Raw genomic sequence first — 16,540 nt, 5'->3', positions numbered from 1 at the left:
GCTGGACGTGGCTATTGCAGTGTATAAGTTATCCACAGCTTTTAAATTCTATAGTTTCCTGGTGTATAAAAAAGTAGTTCAACTAAGGGTACAAATTATGTTTTGTACTCCAAAATTAAACTACGTACATCTTGGATGAATTATTTTTTATTAATGTGCTGGAAAGAATGCCATTTGCAGTATGAAAATAATAGCAAATAAATACAGAATCCAGTGCACTTCTTTTCCTTTTCCACCTACTAGTTTTAGAAGTGGATATGTTATAAATCCGATTGCGATTCCAGTAGCTATACTTGACGTGAACGGCATGGTAAGAATAACTATAAAAGCAGGAAAAGCCTCATCAAAGGATTTCCAATCAACTTTAGATAGTCCTTCCATCATAAAACAACCAACAATAATCAACACTGGTGACGTTATAGCAGGTATATTTGCAATAACCTGTACAATTGGCGTGAAGAAAACGGATAATGCAAAAAATCCTGCAACTATAATCGATGTTAACCCCGTTCTTCCACCTGCTGCCACACCTGAACTAGATTCAATGTAAGCTGTTGAAGGACTTGTCCCAAAAGCAGAACCTACAGTTGTTGCGGTTGCATCTGCTAATAAAGCTTGCTTGGCACGAGGGAATTTCCCGTTCTTCATAAAGCCAGCTTGTTCTGCAACTCCAATCATCGTCCCTGTTGTATCGAAAATGGTTACTAATAAGAAAGCAAAAACAACAGTATATAATCCGTTCGTGAATACCCCACCTATATCCAAATCAAAAAAGACAGGCATTGGTGGCGCTGATATAACATTTTCTGTAATTTCCAGCTGCCCTGTAAAAAATGCAATGACTCCAGTTGCAAGCATCCCTAAAAATAGAGCACCCTTTATTTTTAATACAAATAATATCAATGTTATAAATAAACCGCTAATCGTTAATAGTATCATCGGATCACTTAAATCGCCTAAACCAACAAGATTTGCCTCATCAGGGATAACCAGCCCTGCATTTCTTAAGCCTACAAATGCGATAAACAACCCGATACCAGAGGTGATTCCGTACTTTAATGATGCAGGGATTGCAGCAATTAATGTTTCCCGTAATCTAGTTAAACTTAATAAAATAAAAAGAATACCCGCTATGAAGACAGCACCAAACACGACTTGATAGGATAATCCCTGTGTCGCGACCACACTAGCAAAATAAGCATTCAACCCCATACCTGGAGCTATTGCAATTGGGTAGTTTGCAAAGAAACCCATATACAAAGATCCAACAACCGCTGCAATAACTGTTGCCATAAAGACTTGATCAAAAGGAACCCCTGCTGAAGTTAAAATGGCAGGATTAACGATAACAATATAAGCCATTGTAAGGAAAGTTGTTACCCCGGCAACAAATTCTGTTCGGATATTTGTATTATTTTGTTTTAGTTTGAAGAATTTATTCATTGAACACCCTTCTTTCCGAATGATTTAAACAACATTACCTATATTATTCGTTTTTAGATCTTTTTGCAATAAGAATTAATAATTTCCTGTGATTTTTTTAAACAAGGTTCTTTCTAAACTATTGTTGTTTTTCGACACAAGAAAAATCTATAAATTGCGACGTAGCTTTAGCGTGACTTCCACTCATTCTATATAAGATGAGCATCTCTAGGTCGAGCGAGAGGATGGCTAGGTCGAGCGCCAGCATCTCCAAGTCGAGCGTCCCCCCTCTGAGTTCGAGCCCCAACCTTCAAAATTGTCACTGCCGCTCGAATGAGGCACCTACTTGCTCGAGTAGAAGCTTCTGTCGCTCGAGTGAGGTAGTCTCCCGCTTCCTCGTGCAATTTACTGTTTAAATTCTTGGTCATATCGTATGCTTATTGAGGACACGCTCCGTTTCATTGATGATTTTATTATAGTAAATTCTCTCTATTGCGTGTCCACCGTATTCTATATCAACTGCTAGGATTAAAAACAACAATTCTTTTCAGTGGGACGAGTAAGCGCAGTCCCAGTCCCAAGCTTTTAGAAAATAACCTAAGAACAAAAGTGCAAGCGCCCGTTTAGCAACATACAAACTGGAGCACTCCGCAATGAGATAAAGGAAACACGACGAACGAAGCGAGTCAATGTTGACTTTCACCACAAGGGTATAAGTGCGACTTTACTTCTGCCTACGCCTGCCGGCTTGGCAATCAGTAAGTCTTCTTTATCGTAGTGGAGGAGTGTGAAGTTTGATAGTTGCTGGGCGCTGGAGCTGGACGTGGCTATTCCAGTGTATAAGTTATCCACAGCTTTTAAATTCTATAGTTTCCTATGCAACCAAAAAACCCTCACTATGCTCAAGAGCATAGTGAGGGTTAGATTATCTTTTATCCTTCTAATAATAAATCATACGGATCTTCGAGTAATTCTTTGATGCGCACCAAGAACTGAACAGCATCTTTACCGTCAACAATTCGGTGATCATAAGAAAGGGCTGTATACATCATTGGTCGAACTTCAATGGAATCGTCTGGCATTACCATCGCACGTTTTTGAATATTATGCATCCCTAAAATCCCTACTTGTGGTGCATTTAATATTGGCGTGGATATCAGCGACCCGAACGTACCACCATTCGTTATCGTAAATGAGCCACCTGACATTTCATCCAGTCCTAATTTATTGTCTTGAGCTTTTTTACCAAGTTCACCAATTTTACTTTCTACACCCGCAAAATCCAGTTTATCTGCATCACGTACAACCGGCACAACAAGACCATCTTCAGCAGATACAGCGATACCAATATCGTAGAAATCTTTCAGTACAATTTCATTGTCTTGAATTTCTGCATTTAAGTACGGAAACTCTTTTAATGCTCCTATAACTGCTTTTGTGAAGAATGACATGAAGCCAAGTTTTACGCCATGTTTATTAACGAATTTTTCTTTTCGTTCGCTACGAATTTTCATTACTTCTGTCAAATCTACTTCGTTAAACGTTGTAAGCATTGCAGCATTATGCTGAGCTTCCACAAGTCGTTTAGCTATTGTTTGGCGACGACGTGACATTTTCTCACGCTTAACTGGTTTTTCAAACTCTGTTTTCTCCGATTTTTTAGGCTCTTCTTTCTTGGCAGGAGCAGGTTTGGATTCTTTCTTTTTATCTTCCCCTTTTGCTGCTGCATCTACATCTTCTGGACGAACGCGCCCCAGTGGATCACGAGGACTGACCGAACTCAAATCAATATCTAACTCACGCGCACGCTTTCTCGCTGCAGGAGAAGCAACGACGTCATTGGTGCTATCATCCTCTGTTTCTTCCTTTTTAGAGGTTTCATCCTTGTCTTCAATAACTTGCTCTTCTTCTTTTGAATCTTTTTTCGGTTCTTCTTTTGGTTTTTCTTTGGAGTCTTCTTCCGTATCGCCAGATGCTTCACCGTTTTCATCTATTTTACCGATGACATCGCCAACTTCCACATCATCACCTTCATCGCTAATAATTTCAGTGATGACACCAGAAAAATCGGAATTAACCTCGACATTTATTTTATCGGTTTCCAGTTCAACAACCGGATCACCTTTTTCTATTTTATCACCTTTTTTTACTAGCCACTCAGCAATAGTACCTTCTGTAATGGATTCTGCAAGTTCTGGAATTTTAATTTCGCTCACTGGATTCTCCTCCTTTTGATGGTTTGATTGCTTTTTGAATGAGCTGACTTTGCTCGGTTTTATGAACATTTGGGACACCAACCGCTGGTGAAGCACGATTTGGCCTTCCAATGTACCGTAGAGTTTGCTCCTCTTGTAGAAGATCTCTTAAGTATTCGTCAACGAAATCCCAGCTTCCCATGTTCTTCGGTTCTTCTTGTACCCATACGACTTCTTCTAAATTTGGTAACTCTTTTATAACATTTTCTATTTGCTTTTTAGGGAATGGATAAATCTGTTCAACGCGCAATACTTGTAGCCATTCGAACGTATCATCCGAATTATCGGTTGCTTCTTCAATATCAACCATGATTTTACCACTCCCGATTAGTAAGCGTTTAACATCATCCTTGCTGACATCCAAATTGGGTTGCTGACGCAAGGGTTCGAATTTACCTTCTGTAAACTCTTTTGCGGCAGATCCAATGCGCTGGTTACGCAACAAACTCTTTGGTGTCATCAGGACTAATGGCCTTGCTTCTTCGCGTCCTTTTAGAGCTGCTTGTCTGCGAATTAAATGGAAGAATTGAGCAGATGACGTAACATTTGCGACAATCCAGTTGTTTTCTGCAGCCATTTGCAGGAACCGTTCCAATCGTGCACTAGAGTGCTCTGGACCTTGACCTTCATAACCATGTGGCAATAACATTACCATATTTGATTGCTCGCCCCATTTTGCACGAGCGGCAGATATAAATTGATCAAATACGACTTGTGCCGCATTAGCAAAGTCACCAAATTGCGCTTCCCAAATGACCAATGTCTCTTCTGAATGTACACTATACCCGTATTCAAAGCCTAATACACCTGCTTCGGACAATGGACTATTTCGAATGTCAAATGAAGCATTTGCTTCTTCCAATCCGTGCAACGGACTATACTCATCACTATTTTCGGTATCGTGTAAGATCAGATGACGGTGTGCAAAGGTTCCCCTTTCTGTATCTTGTCCAGTCAAACGAATAGGTGTGCCGTCTTGTAAAATGGATGCATATGCCAATGCTTCTCCTGTACCCCAGTCCGCTTTGTTACCTTCATCTAATGCATTCTCACGACGCTTCAGTATTTTTTCTACCTTTTTAAAACTGTTAAATCCTTCTGGCCGCTTCATCAGACCTTTGTTCAAAGCTTGCAGCCTATCAAGTGAAACTGACGTATCAAATTGATCAAGTCCATTTAATAGCGCTTTCGGAATATCTTCCGACTCGGCTTCACCGGTTTCATTTTCTTTCATGCTCTCATAAATATCACGTAAATCACTTTCGACTCTTTCGGTTATATTGGTGAACCCTTCCGTATCAAGTACACCCTTCTCTTCTAATACTTTAGCAAACACATTCGCTGCTGTAGGGTGGTCATCAATATCCTGATAAAGTTTTGGTTGTGTTGATCTTGGCTCATCCATTTCATTATGGCCATAACGTCGATAACCAACTAAATCAATAAGAAAATCCTTATGGAATTTTTGGCGGTACTCATATGCGATTCTAACTGCTGAAATACAAGCGATAGGATCGTCAGCGTTTACATGAATAATCGGTATTTCAAAACCCTTTGCTAAATCACTAGCGTAACGCGTTGAACGTCCATCTCTCTGGTTTGTTGTATAACCAACCAAGTTGTTTGCGATAATATGAACCGATCCACCAGTTGTATATCCTGGTAACCCACTCAGATTTAATGTTTCAGCAACAACACCCTCACCAATAAACGCAGCGTCACCATGAATGAGTACACCAAAAGCTTTATTATCTTCACGTTTTGGATAGCCTTTTTCGGAGTGATCATCCTGTGCAGCACGTGCGAATCCTTCCACTACTGGATTTACAAACTCAAGGTGTGATGGATTATGAGCCAATGTAATACGTGTTGCGGTTTCAGACTCCTGCTTGACTTCTTTCGTTGCACCAAGGTGATATTTTACATCTCCTGTCCAACCATGGTTAATACCCATAGACCCTTCAGAAGGCATTAATTCTTTATCTGGTGAATGATGAAATTCAGAGAAAATCATGTCATATGGCTTTCCTAGCACATGCGCCAAAACGGATAGACGACCGCGGTGGGCCATTCCCATCATGATATTATCAATCTTATCTGCAGAAGCATATTTCACAATCTGATCAAGCATTGGTACCATCGATTCCAGACCTTCAATTGAAAAGCGTTTCTGCCCAACAAATGTTTTTTGCAGGAATCCTTCAAAACCTTCGACATGAGCAAGACGCTCTAGTAATGCCTGTTTGTCTTCATCAGATAAATCCAAACGCGCTTCTCCAGCTTCTATTAATTCCAGTAACCACGTTCGTTCATCATCGTTATTGACATGATCGTATTCAAATGTAATGGTACCCGTGTAATACTTCTTAAGTTCTTTAATAACATCCAAGCCGTTTTCAACATTGCTTGGGGCTTTCTCCCACAACCAATTGGCTGGTATATTTTCTAGGTCGTCATCGCTTAACCCATATTTCTTTGGATTAACTAAATCAGATTTTCGTTCCCTTTGAAGACCTACTGGATAAATATCTGCCTCCAAATGCCCATAACGACGAATAGCCTCAACAAGTTTCATTGCCGAGGTTAACTTTTTGATATCATTTTTAGATGTTTTCTCAGAAATAACTTGGGCTTCGCTATCTCCTGCTTTTAACCATTGAGGGGCCCCGTATTTATCGAACATTTCTTTGTTAGTCGGATCTATAGCTTCTGGATCCTCTTTATATAAATCATACTGTTCCTCTACATACCCCATATTTGGACCGTTAAACTGTCTCCAGAATCTTTCACTAGATTCTTCATTCTGTGCCACGTCTGATACCCCCATTAGAAGTTAACTTTAACCGCTTCATTGCGATTATTTACGCTCATATACATTATAGAACTGACAATTGACTTCATCAACTAATATACTCTATTTTATGCAAGGATACAATATATCTAATTCGATATTTAAAAAAAGATTATTAAAATAAATATTCCTATTATTCTGTCGTATATGTGATCGACTTTCCCCTTTCATTTTTGAAAAAATTGGCATTCGTTAAAAAGATTTTTATGCGTACATTCTTTGCATCCTTAGAAACTCTTATACATTCGGTGTATGATCAAAAGTTTTAACCTTTCCTTTCAATTATCGGGATTCTTCTGTATAATGTGGGTATAATGAAAATTATTCACCATCTGATTCAGATAGATGTAAAAGGAGGATGCTCGCATGAACTTAGCATTAATAATGGGTGTAATTGTTGTATTTTTAACAGCATGCCTAACTTCAGCATACGAGTCCAAACCAGGTGTCCCTAAAAAAAATCAATAAGAACAAAAGTGAAAGCGCCCGTTTAGCAACGTACAAACTGCGCCCGCGCATCGCGGGTGGTTCAACGTTGCCACGCACTTCCACTGCGCAATGTGAGTCGATGTTGACTTTCACCACAAGGGTATAAGTGCGACTAAGCCTCTGGCGGAGCCAATCGGCAAGTCTTCTTTATCGTAGTGGAGGAGTGTGAAGTTTGATAGTTGCTAGGCGCTGGAACTGGACGCGGATATTTCGGTAACTAAGTTATCCACAGCATTTAAATTCTATAGTTTCCTATGCAACTAAAAAACGCCATGTAAATTTTTACATGGCGTTTTTTTACTTCATATGTGGGAAACCTTGTTGCCTTAACGCTTCATAAATAATGATTGCCGCTGTATTAGACAAATTAAGGGAGCGCACCTTATCCGTCATATGAATTCGCAGGCACCTGTCCTCTTTGCCTTCTAGCAGTTCTCTCGGAATCCCATCTGTTTCTCTGCCGAAAACAAAGAATAAGTCCTCGTTAATATTGCTATAATCATAGTCTGTATAGTGCTTCGTACCGAAATTTTCAATATAGTAAAACGCTCCCTCTGGATACTTTTCATACAATTGATCAATCGAATCATATTCTAAAACATCTGCATCTTCCCAGTAATCCAATCCAGCTCGGCGCACCATTTTATTATCTGTAGAAAAGCCTAGTGGATGGATTAAATGGAGGGTAGCATTCGCTCCCAGACATGTTCTCGCAATATTCCCTGTATTGGCAGGTATTTCTGGTTGATATAAAACAACATGTAAACTCACGTATTCATTTCTCCTTACCATCATTTATAACCATCCTATTATACCACGACTAGTTCTGAACAACCTTTACTACTCACCAATCCTAAAAAATTTATACTGCGTATTGGGGGTCCAGGCTCTAGAATCCTCATAGGACCAATAGCGATTCCGGCTATTATCTGTATGAGCATTGACGAGCGGCATATTATGTGAATCTTTTGCAACAACGATCGTGTTATGATCCCAGCGCCCATCACCTTCAAAGTCATAGCAAATCACATCACCCGGTATTAGTGTTTCCGCATTTTCTACCTCTTTTCCCTGCAATCCTTCTGCAGACCCACTTAAATACCATCTTAAGGAGTGTGCAACCGCCCAGCTAAAGCTCCAGTTATCACCTTGATACCACCAACCCTGATCTCTAACCGGAGCCCCCCGCATTGGTGCACCACCTGCATGTAGGCATTGTGACACGTAATTCGTACAATCCACATCAAACTTTCTATATTCAGGATTGTAACTGTTCCACCATCGTTCTGCATATTGCACGGCAGCTAGGCGATCATAGGAAAAACGCAAGTCTTCATTTTCAACTGATTGCTCTGGTACAATTGGTTGTTTCGAACGCTTCTGAATTTCGGGGGGTATTTGTTTATGATTTGTTATTTCTCCATCAACTAACTGGAATTCATATGGTATAACCTGTTCTTCCATATGAAAAACATCCTGCTGTTTCGTTAAAAATGTTACATGTAGTAAATAAGCGTATTCCATTTCATTTTCATAACGAACCTTGCGAAAAATTTCTCCATTCCCTTCAATACGCACAATTTCAGCTTCTCGTTTTTTTAATAATGCTTTTTTTCGCGTCCACCAATCATCTGCATTGCGTTCACTCTTAAAAAAATCAAGCCATATTTCCTTTAACATTCCCATTAAAATCCCCTCCATTATGAATATATGGAGAGGATGCTTGGCAAAGTATTTCTTTTAAGAATAAAATTTACTTCATAGATAGTTCCTGTCGAAAATCAAGTCCTTTCTGCATTTCATACAGCACACCCACATCCGTTTCATTTTTCATTGCAATAGTAATGGCTTCGTAAGCTTCTTCTGTACCAATTTTCCCTAATGACCATCCAGCTGTCCCCCGGATTACTGGTCGTGGATCATTATTCATGACAGCAATCATCTCTTCAACAGCGGTCTTATCCTTATAATGCCCAAGGGCAATTAGTGCATTACGCTGTAGAGGCTTTTTTCCCCTCCAGGATCCAGCTATATGGCCAAATGTTTCTTTAAATTCACGATTGGAAATACGTAACATTGGTTTAAGTTTTGGCTTAGCAACATCGTGCTCAGGTTCAAGTTCTGGATGATTATGAAAATCGACCTTTTTATTTTTCGGACAGACTAATTGACAGGTATCACAACCATAGACACGATTCCCGATTTTTGTACGGAATTCGTCTGGTAAATAATCCTTTGTTTGTGTCAAAAATGCGATACACCGCTGTGCATTTAATTGCCCACCTTCAACGATAGCACCTGTAGGACAAGCATCAATACATTTTGTGCATTCCCCGCAACTATCGTCAACCGGGTCGTCTGGGATAAATGGAACATTCGTCATTAATTCACCGAGATAGACATAAGAACCGAACTCAGGCGTTATGATGGAAGTGTTTTTACCACTGAATCCAATTCCAGCGCGTTCCGCCACTGCTCGATCCGAAAGTTCTCCCGTATCAACCATTAATTTATTTTGCACATCTGGAACTTTCTCCTTGATAAAAGCTTCCAATTTTCTCAGGCGATCGCGTAAAACCGTGTGATAATCCGTTCCCCATGATGCCCGCGCGAAAAGCCCCCTCCGTTCTTCTTTCGTACTCTTTGGTGCATCTTTCATACGAGATGGATAGGCTATAGCAATTGAAATAATGGACTGCGCTTCAGGTAATAAGCGCTCTGGTTCTGTTCGTTCTTCAATCGTTCCTTTTTCAAAGCCTGATTGATACTTTAGTTCCTGTTGACGTCTCAGGCGTTCTCTTAATTCACCAAATACATCTGCAGAGGCAAAGCCAATTTTATCAATACCAATTTCTTTACTATAGTCGATAATTTCCTGTTTAAGTTGTTCGGTATTCATAAAAACCCTCCCCTTCTATTTTTGGTTAACGTTTGCTGTACGGATTCGATTTAATACAGCAGCGATTTCATAGCGGCGTGGCCGAGCAATATCGCCAGGATGTTGATTCTTAAACGTCGTAAACGAAGCCAGCCCCCGGGTATCTATTTGCTGTTCCAGTTCTGTTAGGAGTTCATTTAATGATTTACGTTGCAGGGCATTTGGCCGATCCAAATATTGAATGATTTCCGCAATCATTCGCGTTTGCGAAGGATCCACTAATTGTTCGGTATCATCAAATTCGATATCGATTCTTCCCATACTAATTTTCGATAATCCTCTAGCTTGCGTCTTCGAACGATTCCCCTTTTTTGTTTGCAAGGTGTTTTGCTTGAAATACCGATTGGTTATCGATCCAAATGCATCTTCTGATAACGTATCACGTTCTAATGGATATGCTTCCATGATATCCCTAGCCTGAGTCGTTACGTTATGAGGGGCATATGCCTCCATCATAATAACGGAGTCCGCTACTGCAAAATAATCACCGGAACCACCCATCACAAGAACTGTCGATACATCAAGCTGATCGCGCATTTGTTTTACTTTATCAATGAAAGGAGTAATTGGTTCCTTATCGCTAACCACCAATTGCTGCATACGATGATCTCGAATCATAAAGTTTGTTGCGCTCGTATCTTCATCGATTAACAAGGTCGTTGCACCGACTTCGAGCGCCTCCATCACATTAGCTGATTGTGATGTACTTCCACTCGCGTTTTCCGTGGAGAAGAATTGTGTATCTTGTCCGTGTGGTAAATTATTAATAAATGGTGAAATATTCACACCTGTAATCTTTCTTCCATCCTCTGCACGGATTTTCACGGCATCAGGATCTGTTAATACATACTCACGGCCATCTCCTTCTACATGGGAATAAACACCACGTTCAATCCCCTGTAACAAGGTACTTTTTCCATGATAACCACCGCCAACAATCAAGGTTATACCTTTCTTAATTGCCATTCCTTTAATAGGTTCTATTTGGTGAGGAATATCAATAGACACCTCATTTTCTGATGGGCTGTGAAACGGAATTGCTTTTTGTAACGGACGATTACTGACACCACTTGCCCTTGGGAGAATAGATCCATTTGCAATAAAAGAAATCCAATTGTTTTGCTGCATTTCTAAACGGATGGCATCCTGTTGATCGGCCAGTTTTATGGCTTTAACAATTTGTTTATCTGTAATAGTAAAAATGGAATTTTGAATAATCGTTGGTATTGCTTGAGCAAATAACTTTTCTGCTTCTCTTCCATTAATTTTTCGTCCGTTTGCAGGAAGTCCTACGGAAATACAAACGGTAATCGATTCGGAAGTTATTTGAACAGCACTCCGTTCAAGAACTTCTTGGCCTGGACTATCAAACAGGATTGCTCCACTTTTACCGGTTCCTTTTATAGAGAATTGGTGATTAGCAATAGCTTTGCCAACTGTATGGGCAATTATATTTTCAGTAGCGGTTTTTCTTGAATAGGACTGCAACCAATCGGTTTTTACCGAGCGCTTATGCCGCCCAATTACAACCCTTATTTTCGATGGCGTCGCAAAAGGGTCGCCCTGAACATAATCTATATATAACTCATAATCATCATGACTATAATGCCCCTGCACATCTTTATAAGCTTTATAGCTCTTATTATCTAATTGTTTTAATTGTTGTAATAGTTTTTTCATGAAAACCCCTCAAATTCAGTAGTTTAGTACTTTAAGAATACTATGGTCAAAACATAAAATTCAAGTAAAGCAGTAGATATAGATAATAGAAATAAAAAACGCAACATTTCGTAAGCTAATTACGAAACACTGCGTTAAGACTTATGTATGGAGCGGGTGATGGGAATCGAACCCACATCATCAGCTTGGAAGGCTGAGGTTTTACCACTAAACTACACCCGCATCGCTGTAAAAACTAATTTAAATTGGTTCATGACTCAATATGTATTGTGTAACTCATTTGTTAATGTACTTTTAACTATAACAAGTTTTTACATTCAAAGCAATAGAAAAAATCACTTTTTAACAAATTTTGTAGTAAATCGCGATTTTGTCTCAAGGACGTGCCGTATTTAGTCGAATTTCTGTTAAACTGGTAAATTAGATCTATAGTCTATTTACAATTCGAAAAATTAGATATAAAATAGTAACAATGTTTTAAGGAGGATTGAATGATGTCCATTTATCCAATTATTTTAACGCAATCCAGGTTTACACACCGTGATGAATTAACATACCCATATGAAGAACGTGGTCTACAATTTGGGGATGGCGTATATGAAGTCGTTCGAATCTATAACGGAGCTTATTATTTACTGGAAGAGCATATTGATCGCCTTTACCGCTCTGCAGAAGCCATAAAGATTGAACTTACGGTATCCAAAGAAGAATTAACCAATAATTTGATTAAATTATTGGTGCAAAATGATATGACTGTAGATGGAAAACTTTATTTACAATTAACCCGTGGCTCAGCACCGCGTGATCATGTTTTCCCAGTAGATACACCTGCAAATATGTATGCATATATCCAGGATTTACCACGTAATATTAAAAACCTTGAAACGGGTGTCTCTGCCACTACCGAACACGATGCTCGCTGGGATTATTGCTATATTAAAAGTTTAAACCTTTTACCAAATGTACTCGCCAAACAGACAGCTAAAGAAAATGGTTGCTATGAAGCTATCCTGCACAAGGACGGATTTGTGACAGAATGTAGTGCATCTAATGTCTATCTGGTTAAAAATGGAACGATTTACACACATCCTACGACAACTAAAATTTTGCACGGTTGTGTTCGTATGCGTATTGAAAAGTTTGTTGACGATCTCGCTATTCCTTTTAATGAAGAAGGATTTACAATCGAAGACATTTCTAACGCAGATGAACTATTCTTAACTAGCAGCACTTCCGAAGTTACACCTATTATAAAAGTTGACAATAAGCAAATTGCTGATGGAAAACCTGGAAAGATTACAAAGCAACTACAGAAAGCATATGAGGAAGATGCAGCGATTAAAGACACCAATGTCAAGCACAATGTCTAACCTTTTGTTATTCGTAACGAAAGGTTTCTTTTTTTGATCAATTAGCTGAAAATTCACCCATGTTATTTAACCGTTTCGTGTAGGGATCGCTTACAACCGAAATGGATTTGGGCTGGTGGATAATAGCTACCAAAAATCTGGCAATCTAATTGATTCGTAACTCGAAATAGTTTACAATGAACCAAACTTCAGAAAATTCTTTTTAACTTTAGGAGGCTATTAATGTCCAATTCAAAACGCGCAATAAAAGCAGAGGATTTTACAAAGCTAGAGGTATTTAGTGATCCACGGTTCTCACCAGATGGATCCACCTATAGTTATGTATCAACAACTATTAACGATAAGAAAGAGTATGAGTCCCACTTATTTTTCCAACATGTAAATGATAGTGAAGCACAGCAATGGACGTTTGGTGACGTAAAAAATAGTAATCCACGCTTTTCACCTGATGGAAAACAGGTCGTATTCCAATCCAACCGAAGCGGTTTACCTCAATTATGGATTCTACATACGGACGGCGGCGAAGCAAGGCAGCTAACAACGTTTAAGAATGGTGCAGGAAAACCTAATTGGTCGAAGGATGGAAAACACATTATTTTTAGTGCTTCCTTAGAAGCCGACGATGATGTTCATAGTCAAAAAGAACAATCAAAAGAAGAGCGCCAAAAAGAAGCGGAAGAAAAGAAAAAGCAGCCACTTATTATCAATCGCCTAAAATATAAATCCGATGCAAATGGATTTCATAGCAACAAGCGTTCACAACTTGTTTTATTTGATATGGAGAAGGAAACATTCACCCAACTAACCTCGGATGATACGGATCATGGATATCTGGATATTTCGCCTGATGGAAACCTCGTATTGTTTGCTGGCAATTTAAACAAAGATGCTGATTATGAGTTGATCAGTGATCTATTTTTGTTAAATCGAACAACAAAAGATATCACTAAGCTTACAAACGGGGAAGGAGCCTACCATAACGCAAGCTTTTCACCAAATGGAGATAAGATTGCTAGTTTCGGTCATGAGTATGTGTATGATGGAGCGACGTTAAATGAGCTCTATATATTCGATGTCAAGACAAAAGAACGTACCTGTCTGAGCGAAGAATGGGATATCCAACTTGGTGATGCAATGATTGGAGACATAAAATTAGGCCAATCCACTACAGGACCAATTTGGGCAAAAGATGAAAAACATCTCTTCTTTATTGCTACTGATTTTGGAGCTACAGGATTGTATCAAGTTACATTGGACAGTGATTTGAAACTACTTTATAAGGATGATAACCATGTATTTGGATTTTCTTATGATCCAGGAGCTGAAACGTTTATCCTCGGGATCAATACACCAACAAATCCATGTAACTTTTATCAGCTGAACAGTGAATCTGAATTGAAGCGGCTAACCAATGCGAATGCCACGTTTTTAGATGAAGTATCTATTGCTGAACCAGAAACATTGACCGTAACCGCAGATGATGGCTGGGAAATTCAAGGATGGCTCCTTCGTCCATATGGTTTTGAGGAAGGAAAGAAATATCCCTTTGTATTAGAGGTTCATGGTGGTCCGCATGCCATGTATGGCCAAGCATTCTTCCATGAAATGCAATTACTTGCAGCAAAAGGATATGTTGTACTGTACACAAATCCAAGAGGAAGCCATGGCTACGGGCAACAATTCGTAGACGCTGTCCGCTCTGATTATGGTGGGAAAGATTTTACCGACTTAATGAGCGCCGTCGATTATGTGCTGGAAAATTACAGCTTTATTGATGAAAATCGGCTTGGTGTAACCGGAGGAAGCTATGGCGGGTTTATGACCAACTGGATCGTTGGACATACGAACCGTTTTAAAGCAGCGGTAACCCAACGTTCAATCAGTAATTGGTTAAGTTTTTATGGTGTGAGTGATATTGGCTACTTCTTCACCAAATGGGAACTTGGTAAACATTTAATGGAAGACCCTGAGAAACTATGGAATTTCTCCCCATTGAAATATGCAGAAAATGTAGAAACACCATTATTGATTCTGCACGGCGAAAAGGACTTCCGTTGTCCGATAGAACAAGGTGAGCAGCTGTTTGTCACATTAAAGCATTTACGCAAAAATGTTGAATTCGTCCGCTTTCCGGATGCAAGCCACGAACTAAGCCGAAGCGGAAAACCGGAAATGAGAATCGAACGCTTAAATCATATTGGCCGCTGGTTTGAGAAGTATTTATAAGTACTTTGCTGTTCATTCAAATTAATTTCAATAGACGAAAAACCCGCAACTTCCCTTTGGGCAATGCGGGTTTTTTATGAATTCCACAAACAGTATGAACCGCTTTACCATTAACAAAACTTAAAATCAAGCAACTATGCCCTCGTAAATCATCAGGATAGTCCTTAACAAGTTCTGCTTGAAACACGGACATAATCAATTTTTCTACTAAGATGGAAAACCGGAAATACGAATCGAATGCTTAAATAATACTTCCTTCTTCGACTGTTTGTATTTTTATTAATTGTTACGTATCATTATACAAAAACACACATAAAAATTCACTCCAAATTAATTTCCCATCAATAACGTTAATAACGCCTTTTGTGCATGAAGTCTATTTTCAGCTTCATCGAAGACGACAGAGTGCTTACCATCAATGATTTCTGTTGTTACTTCCTCTTCACGGTGTGCAGGCAAACAATGTAAGAAAAGGTAATCTTGCTTTGCGTTTTGTGTAAGCTCTTTATTCACTTGAAATGGTTGGAACAATTTTTTTCTTTCTTCTAATTCATTTTCCTCTCCCATACTTGCCCATACGTCAGTGATAACCACATCAGCATGCTGAATTGCGTCTATTGGTGATTCATAATAGCTTATCTCAGCCCCTGTTTGTTCCCCCTTAATTTTGGCTTGCTGAAAAATACTATTATCCGGTTCATAACCTGTTGGACTTGCTACGGCCATATGCATACCTGTGAGTGCGGCAGCTTGTAGGAGTGAATGGGTCATATTATTGTTTCCATCCCCAACATAGCATATCTTCAATCCTTCTAGTTTTCCTTTATTCTCATAAATTGTCATCAGATCAGCTAAGACCTGTGTCGGATGATGAGGATCTGTAAGTCCGTTAATAACAGGTACGGAGGAAGCTTCGGAAAATACTTCTAACGTCTCGTGAGCAAACGTTCGAACCATTAAGACATCCACGTAACGAGACATAACCTGGGCTGTATCAGATACAGTCTCCCCCCTTCCCAATTGTATATCTTTTGAATTTAGAAATAATGCGTGTCCCCCAAGCTGCATCATCCCAACTTCAAAGGAGACCCTTGTTCTGGTTGAGGCCTTTTCAAAAATCATCCCCAGTGTTTTCCCTTTAAGATGTGGGTGTGGTATCCCCTCTTTGAGTTGCTTTTTCAATACAATGGCTTCTTCAATTAAATATATAATGGCCTCGCCTGTTAAATCTGCTATCGTTAACAAGTGGTCCGTTTGGAGGGACCACTTGTTTTGCTTCAATCTTCCCATATCATGTCCCCCCTATTAG

General features: G+C 39.3%; 11 protein-coding genes and 1 tRNA gene. 2 read left to right on the top strand and 10 right to left on the bottom strand.

Annotation, left to right across the window (positions count from 1 at the left end):
* Window positions 1-150: 150 nt before the first annotated feature.
* From OLD84_RS06785 to OLD84_RS06750, 8 genes are all read right to left on the bottom strand, one after another.
* On the bottom strand, window positions 151-1,443 hold the full coding sequence (locus tag OLD84_RS06785; protein ID WP_209463288.1) for an NCS2 family permease: 1,293 nt from the start codon (window positions 1,441-1,443) through the stop codon (window positions 151-153).
* 911 nt (window positions 1,444-2,354) lie between these two features.
* Window positions 2,355-3,638 carry a 2-oxoglutarate dehydrogenase complex dihydrolipoyllysine-residue succinyltransferase gene (gene odhB / locus OLD84_RS06780; RefSeq protein WP_209463287.1) on the bottom strand — a complete coding sequence of 428 codons (1,284 nt, stop codon included), beginning with the start codon at window positions 3,636-3,638 and terminating at the stop codon, window positions 2,355-2,357.
* A complete protein-coding gene (locus OLD84_RS06775) occupies window positions 3,625-6,489 on the bottom strand; it encodes a 2-oxoglutarate dehydrogenase E1 component (protein WP_209463286.1) in 2,865 nt (954 codons plus the stop codon). Before OLD84_RS06775 ends, odhB begins: the two co-directional genes overlap by 14 nt.
* Before the next feature lie 825 nt (window positions 6,490-7,314).
* Complete coding sequence (locus OLD84_RS06770) at window positions 7,315-7,788, bottom strand: tRNA (cytidine(34)-2'-O)-methyltransferase (RefSeq protein ID WP_209463305.1); 474 nt, start codon at window positions 7,786-7,788, stop codon at window positions 7,315-7,317.
* 69 nt (window positions 7,789-7,857) lie between these two features.
* The gene (locus OLD84_RS06765) at window positions 7,858-8,703 is read right to left on the bottom strand and encodes an amidase domain-containing protein (RefSeq protein WP_209463285.1); all 846 of its coding nucleotides are present in this window, start codon (window positions 8,701-8,703) and stop codon (window positions 7,858-7,860) included.
* Window positions 8,704-8,770: 67 nt separating this feature from the next.
* The gene (gene queG / locus OLD84_RS06760; RefSeq protein WP_209463284.1) at window positions 8,771-9,916 is read right to left on the bottom strand and encodes a tRNA epoxyqueuosine(34) reductase QueG; all 1,146 of its coding nucleotides are present in this window, start codon (window positions 9,914-9,916) and stop codon (window positions 8,771-8,773) included.
* A gap of 15 nt (window positions 9,917-9,931) precedes the next feature.
* Window positions 9,932-11,635: an ABC-ATPase domain-containing protein gene (locus OLD84_RS06755; RefSeq protein ID WP_209463283.1), complete on the bottom strand. Its 1,704-nt coding sequence runs from the start codon at window positions 11,633-11,635 to the stop codon at window positions 9,932-9,934.
* A 148-nt stretch (window positions 11,636-11,783) separates the two neighbouring features.
* Window positions 11,784-11,857 (bottom strand) — tRNA-Gly (locus tag OLD84_RS06750).
* A 272-nt stretch (window positions 11,858-12,129) separates the two neighbouring features.
* On the opposite strand from OLD84_RS06750, the gene dat reads away from it, so the two are divergent.
* Both dat and OLD84_RS06740 read left to right on the top strand, forming a co-directional pair.
* The gene (gene dat, locus OLD84_RS06745; protein WP_209463304.1) at window positions 12,130-13,005 is read left to right on the top strand and encodes a D-amino-acid transaminase; all 876 of its coding nucleotides are present in this window, start codon (window positions 12,130-12,132) and stop codon (window positions 13,003-13,005) included.
* A gap of 222 nt (window positions 13,006-13,227) precedes the next feature.
* On the top strand, window positions 13,228-15,231 hold the full coding sequence (locus tag OLD84_RS06740) for a S9 family peptidase (RefSeq protein WP_209463282.1): 2,004 nt from the start codon (window positions 13,228-13,230) through the stop codon (window positions 15,229-15,231).
* 16 nt (window positions 15,232-15,247) lie between these two features.
* On the opposite strand, the gene OLD84_RS19460 is transcribed toward OLD84_RS06740, so the two are convergent.
* Window positions 15,248-15,430 carry a DUF4258 domain-containing protein gene (locus OLD84_RS19460; protein WP_390336820.1) on the bottom strand — a complete coding sequence of 61 codons (183 nt, stop codon included), beginning with the start codon at window positions 15,428-15,430 and terminating at the stop codon, window positions 15,248-15,250.
* Window positions 15,431-15,561: 131 nt separating this feature from the next.
* On the bottom strand, window positions 15,562-16,521 hold the full coding sequence (argF, locus tag OLD84_RS06735) for an ornithine carbamoyltransferase (RefSeq protein ID WP_209463281.1): 960 nt from the start codon (window positions 16,519-16,521) through the stop codon (window positions 15,562-15,564).
* Between the last annotated feature and the right edge of the window lie 19 nt (window positions 16,522-16,540).

It is taken from the genome of Virgibacillus natechei, from assembly GCF_026013645.1.
Classification (GTDB): Bacteria; Bacillota; Bacilli; order Bacillales; family Amphibacillaceae; genus Virgibacillus_L; species Virgibacillus_L natechei.
Note: the sequence above shows the minus strand (reverse complement) of the source record. Positions and strands in the feature narration are given on the sequence as shown.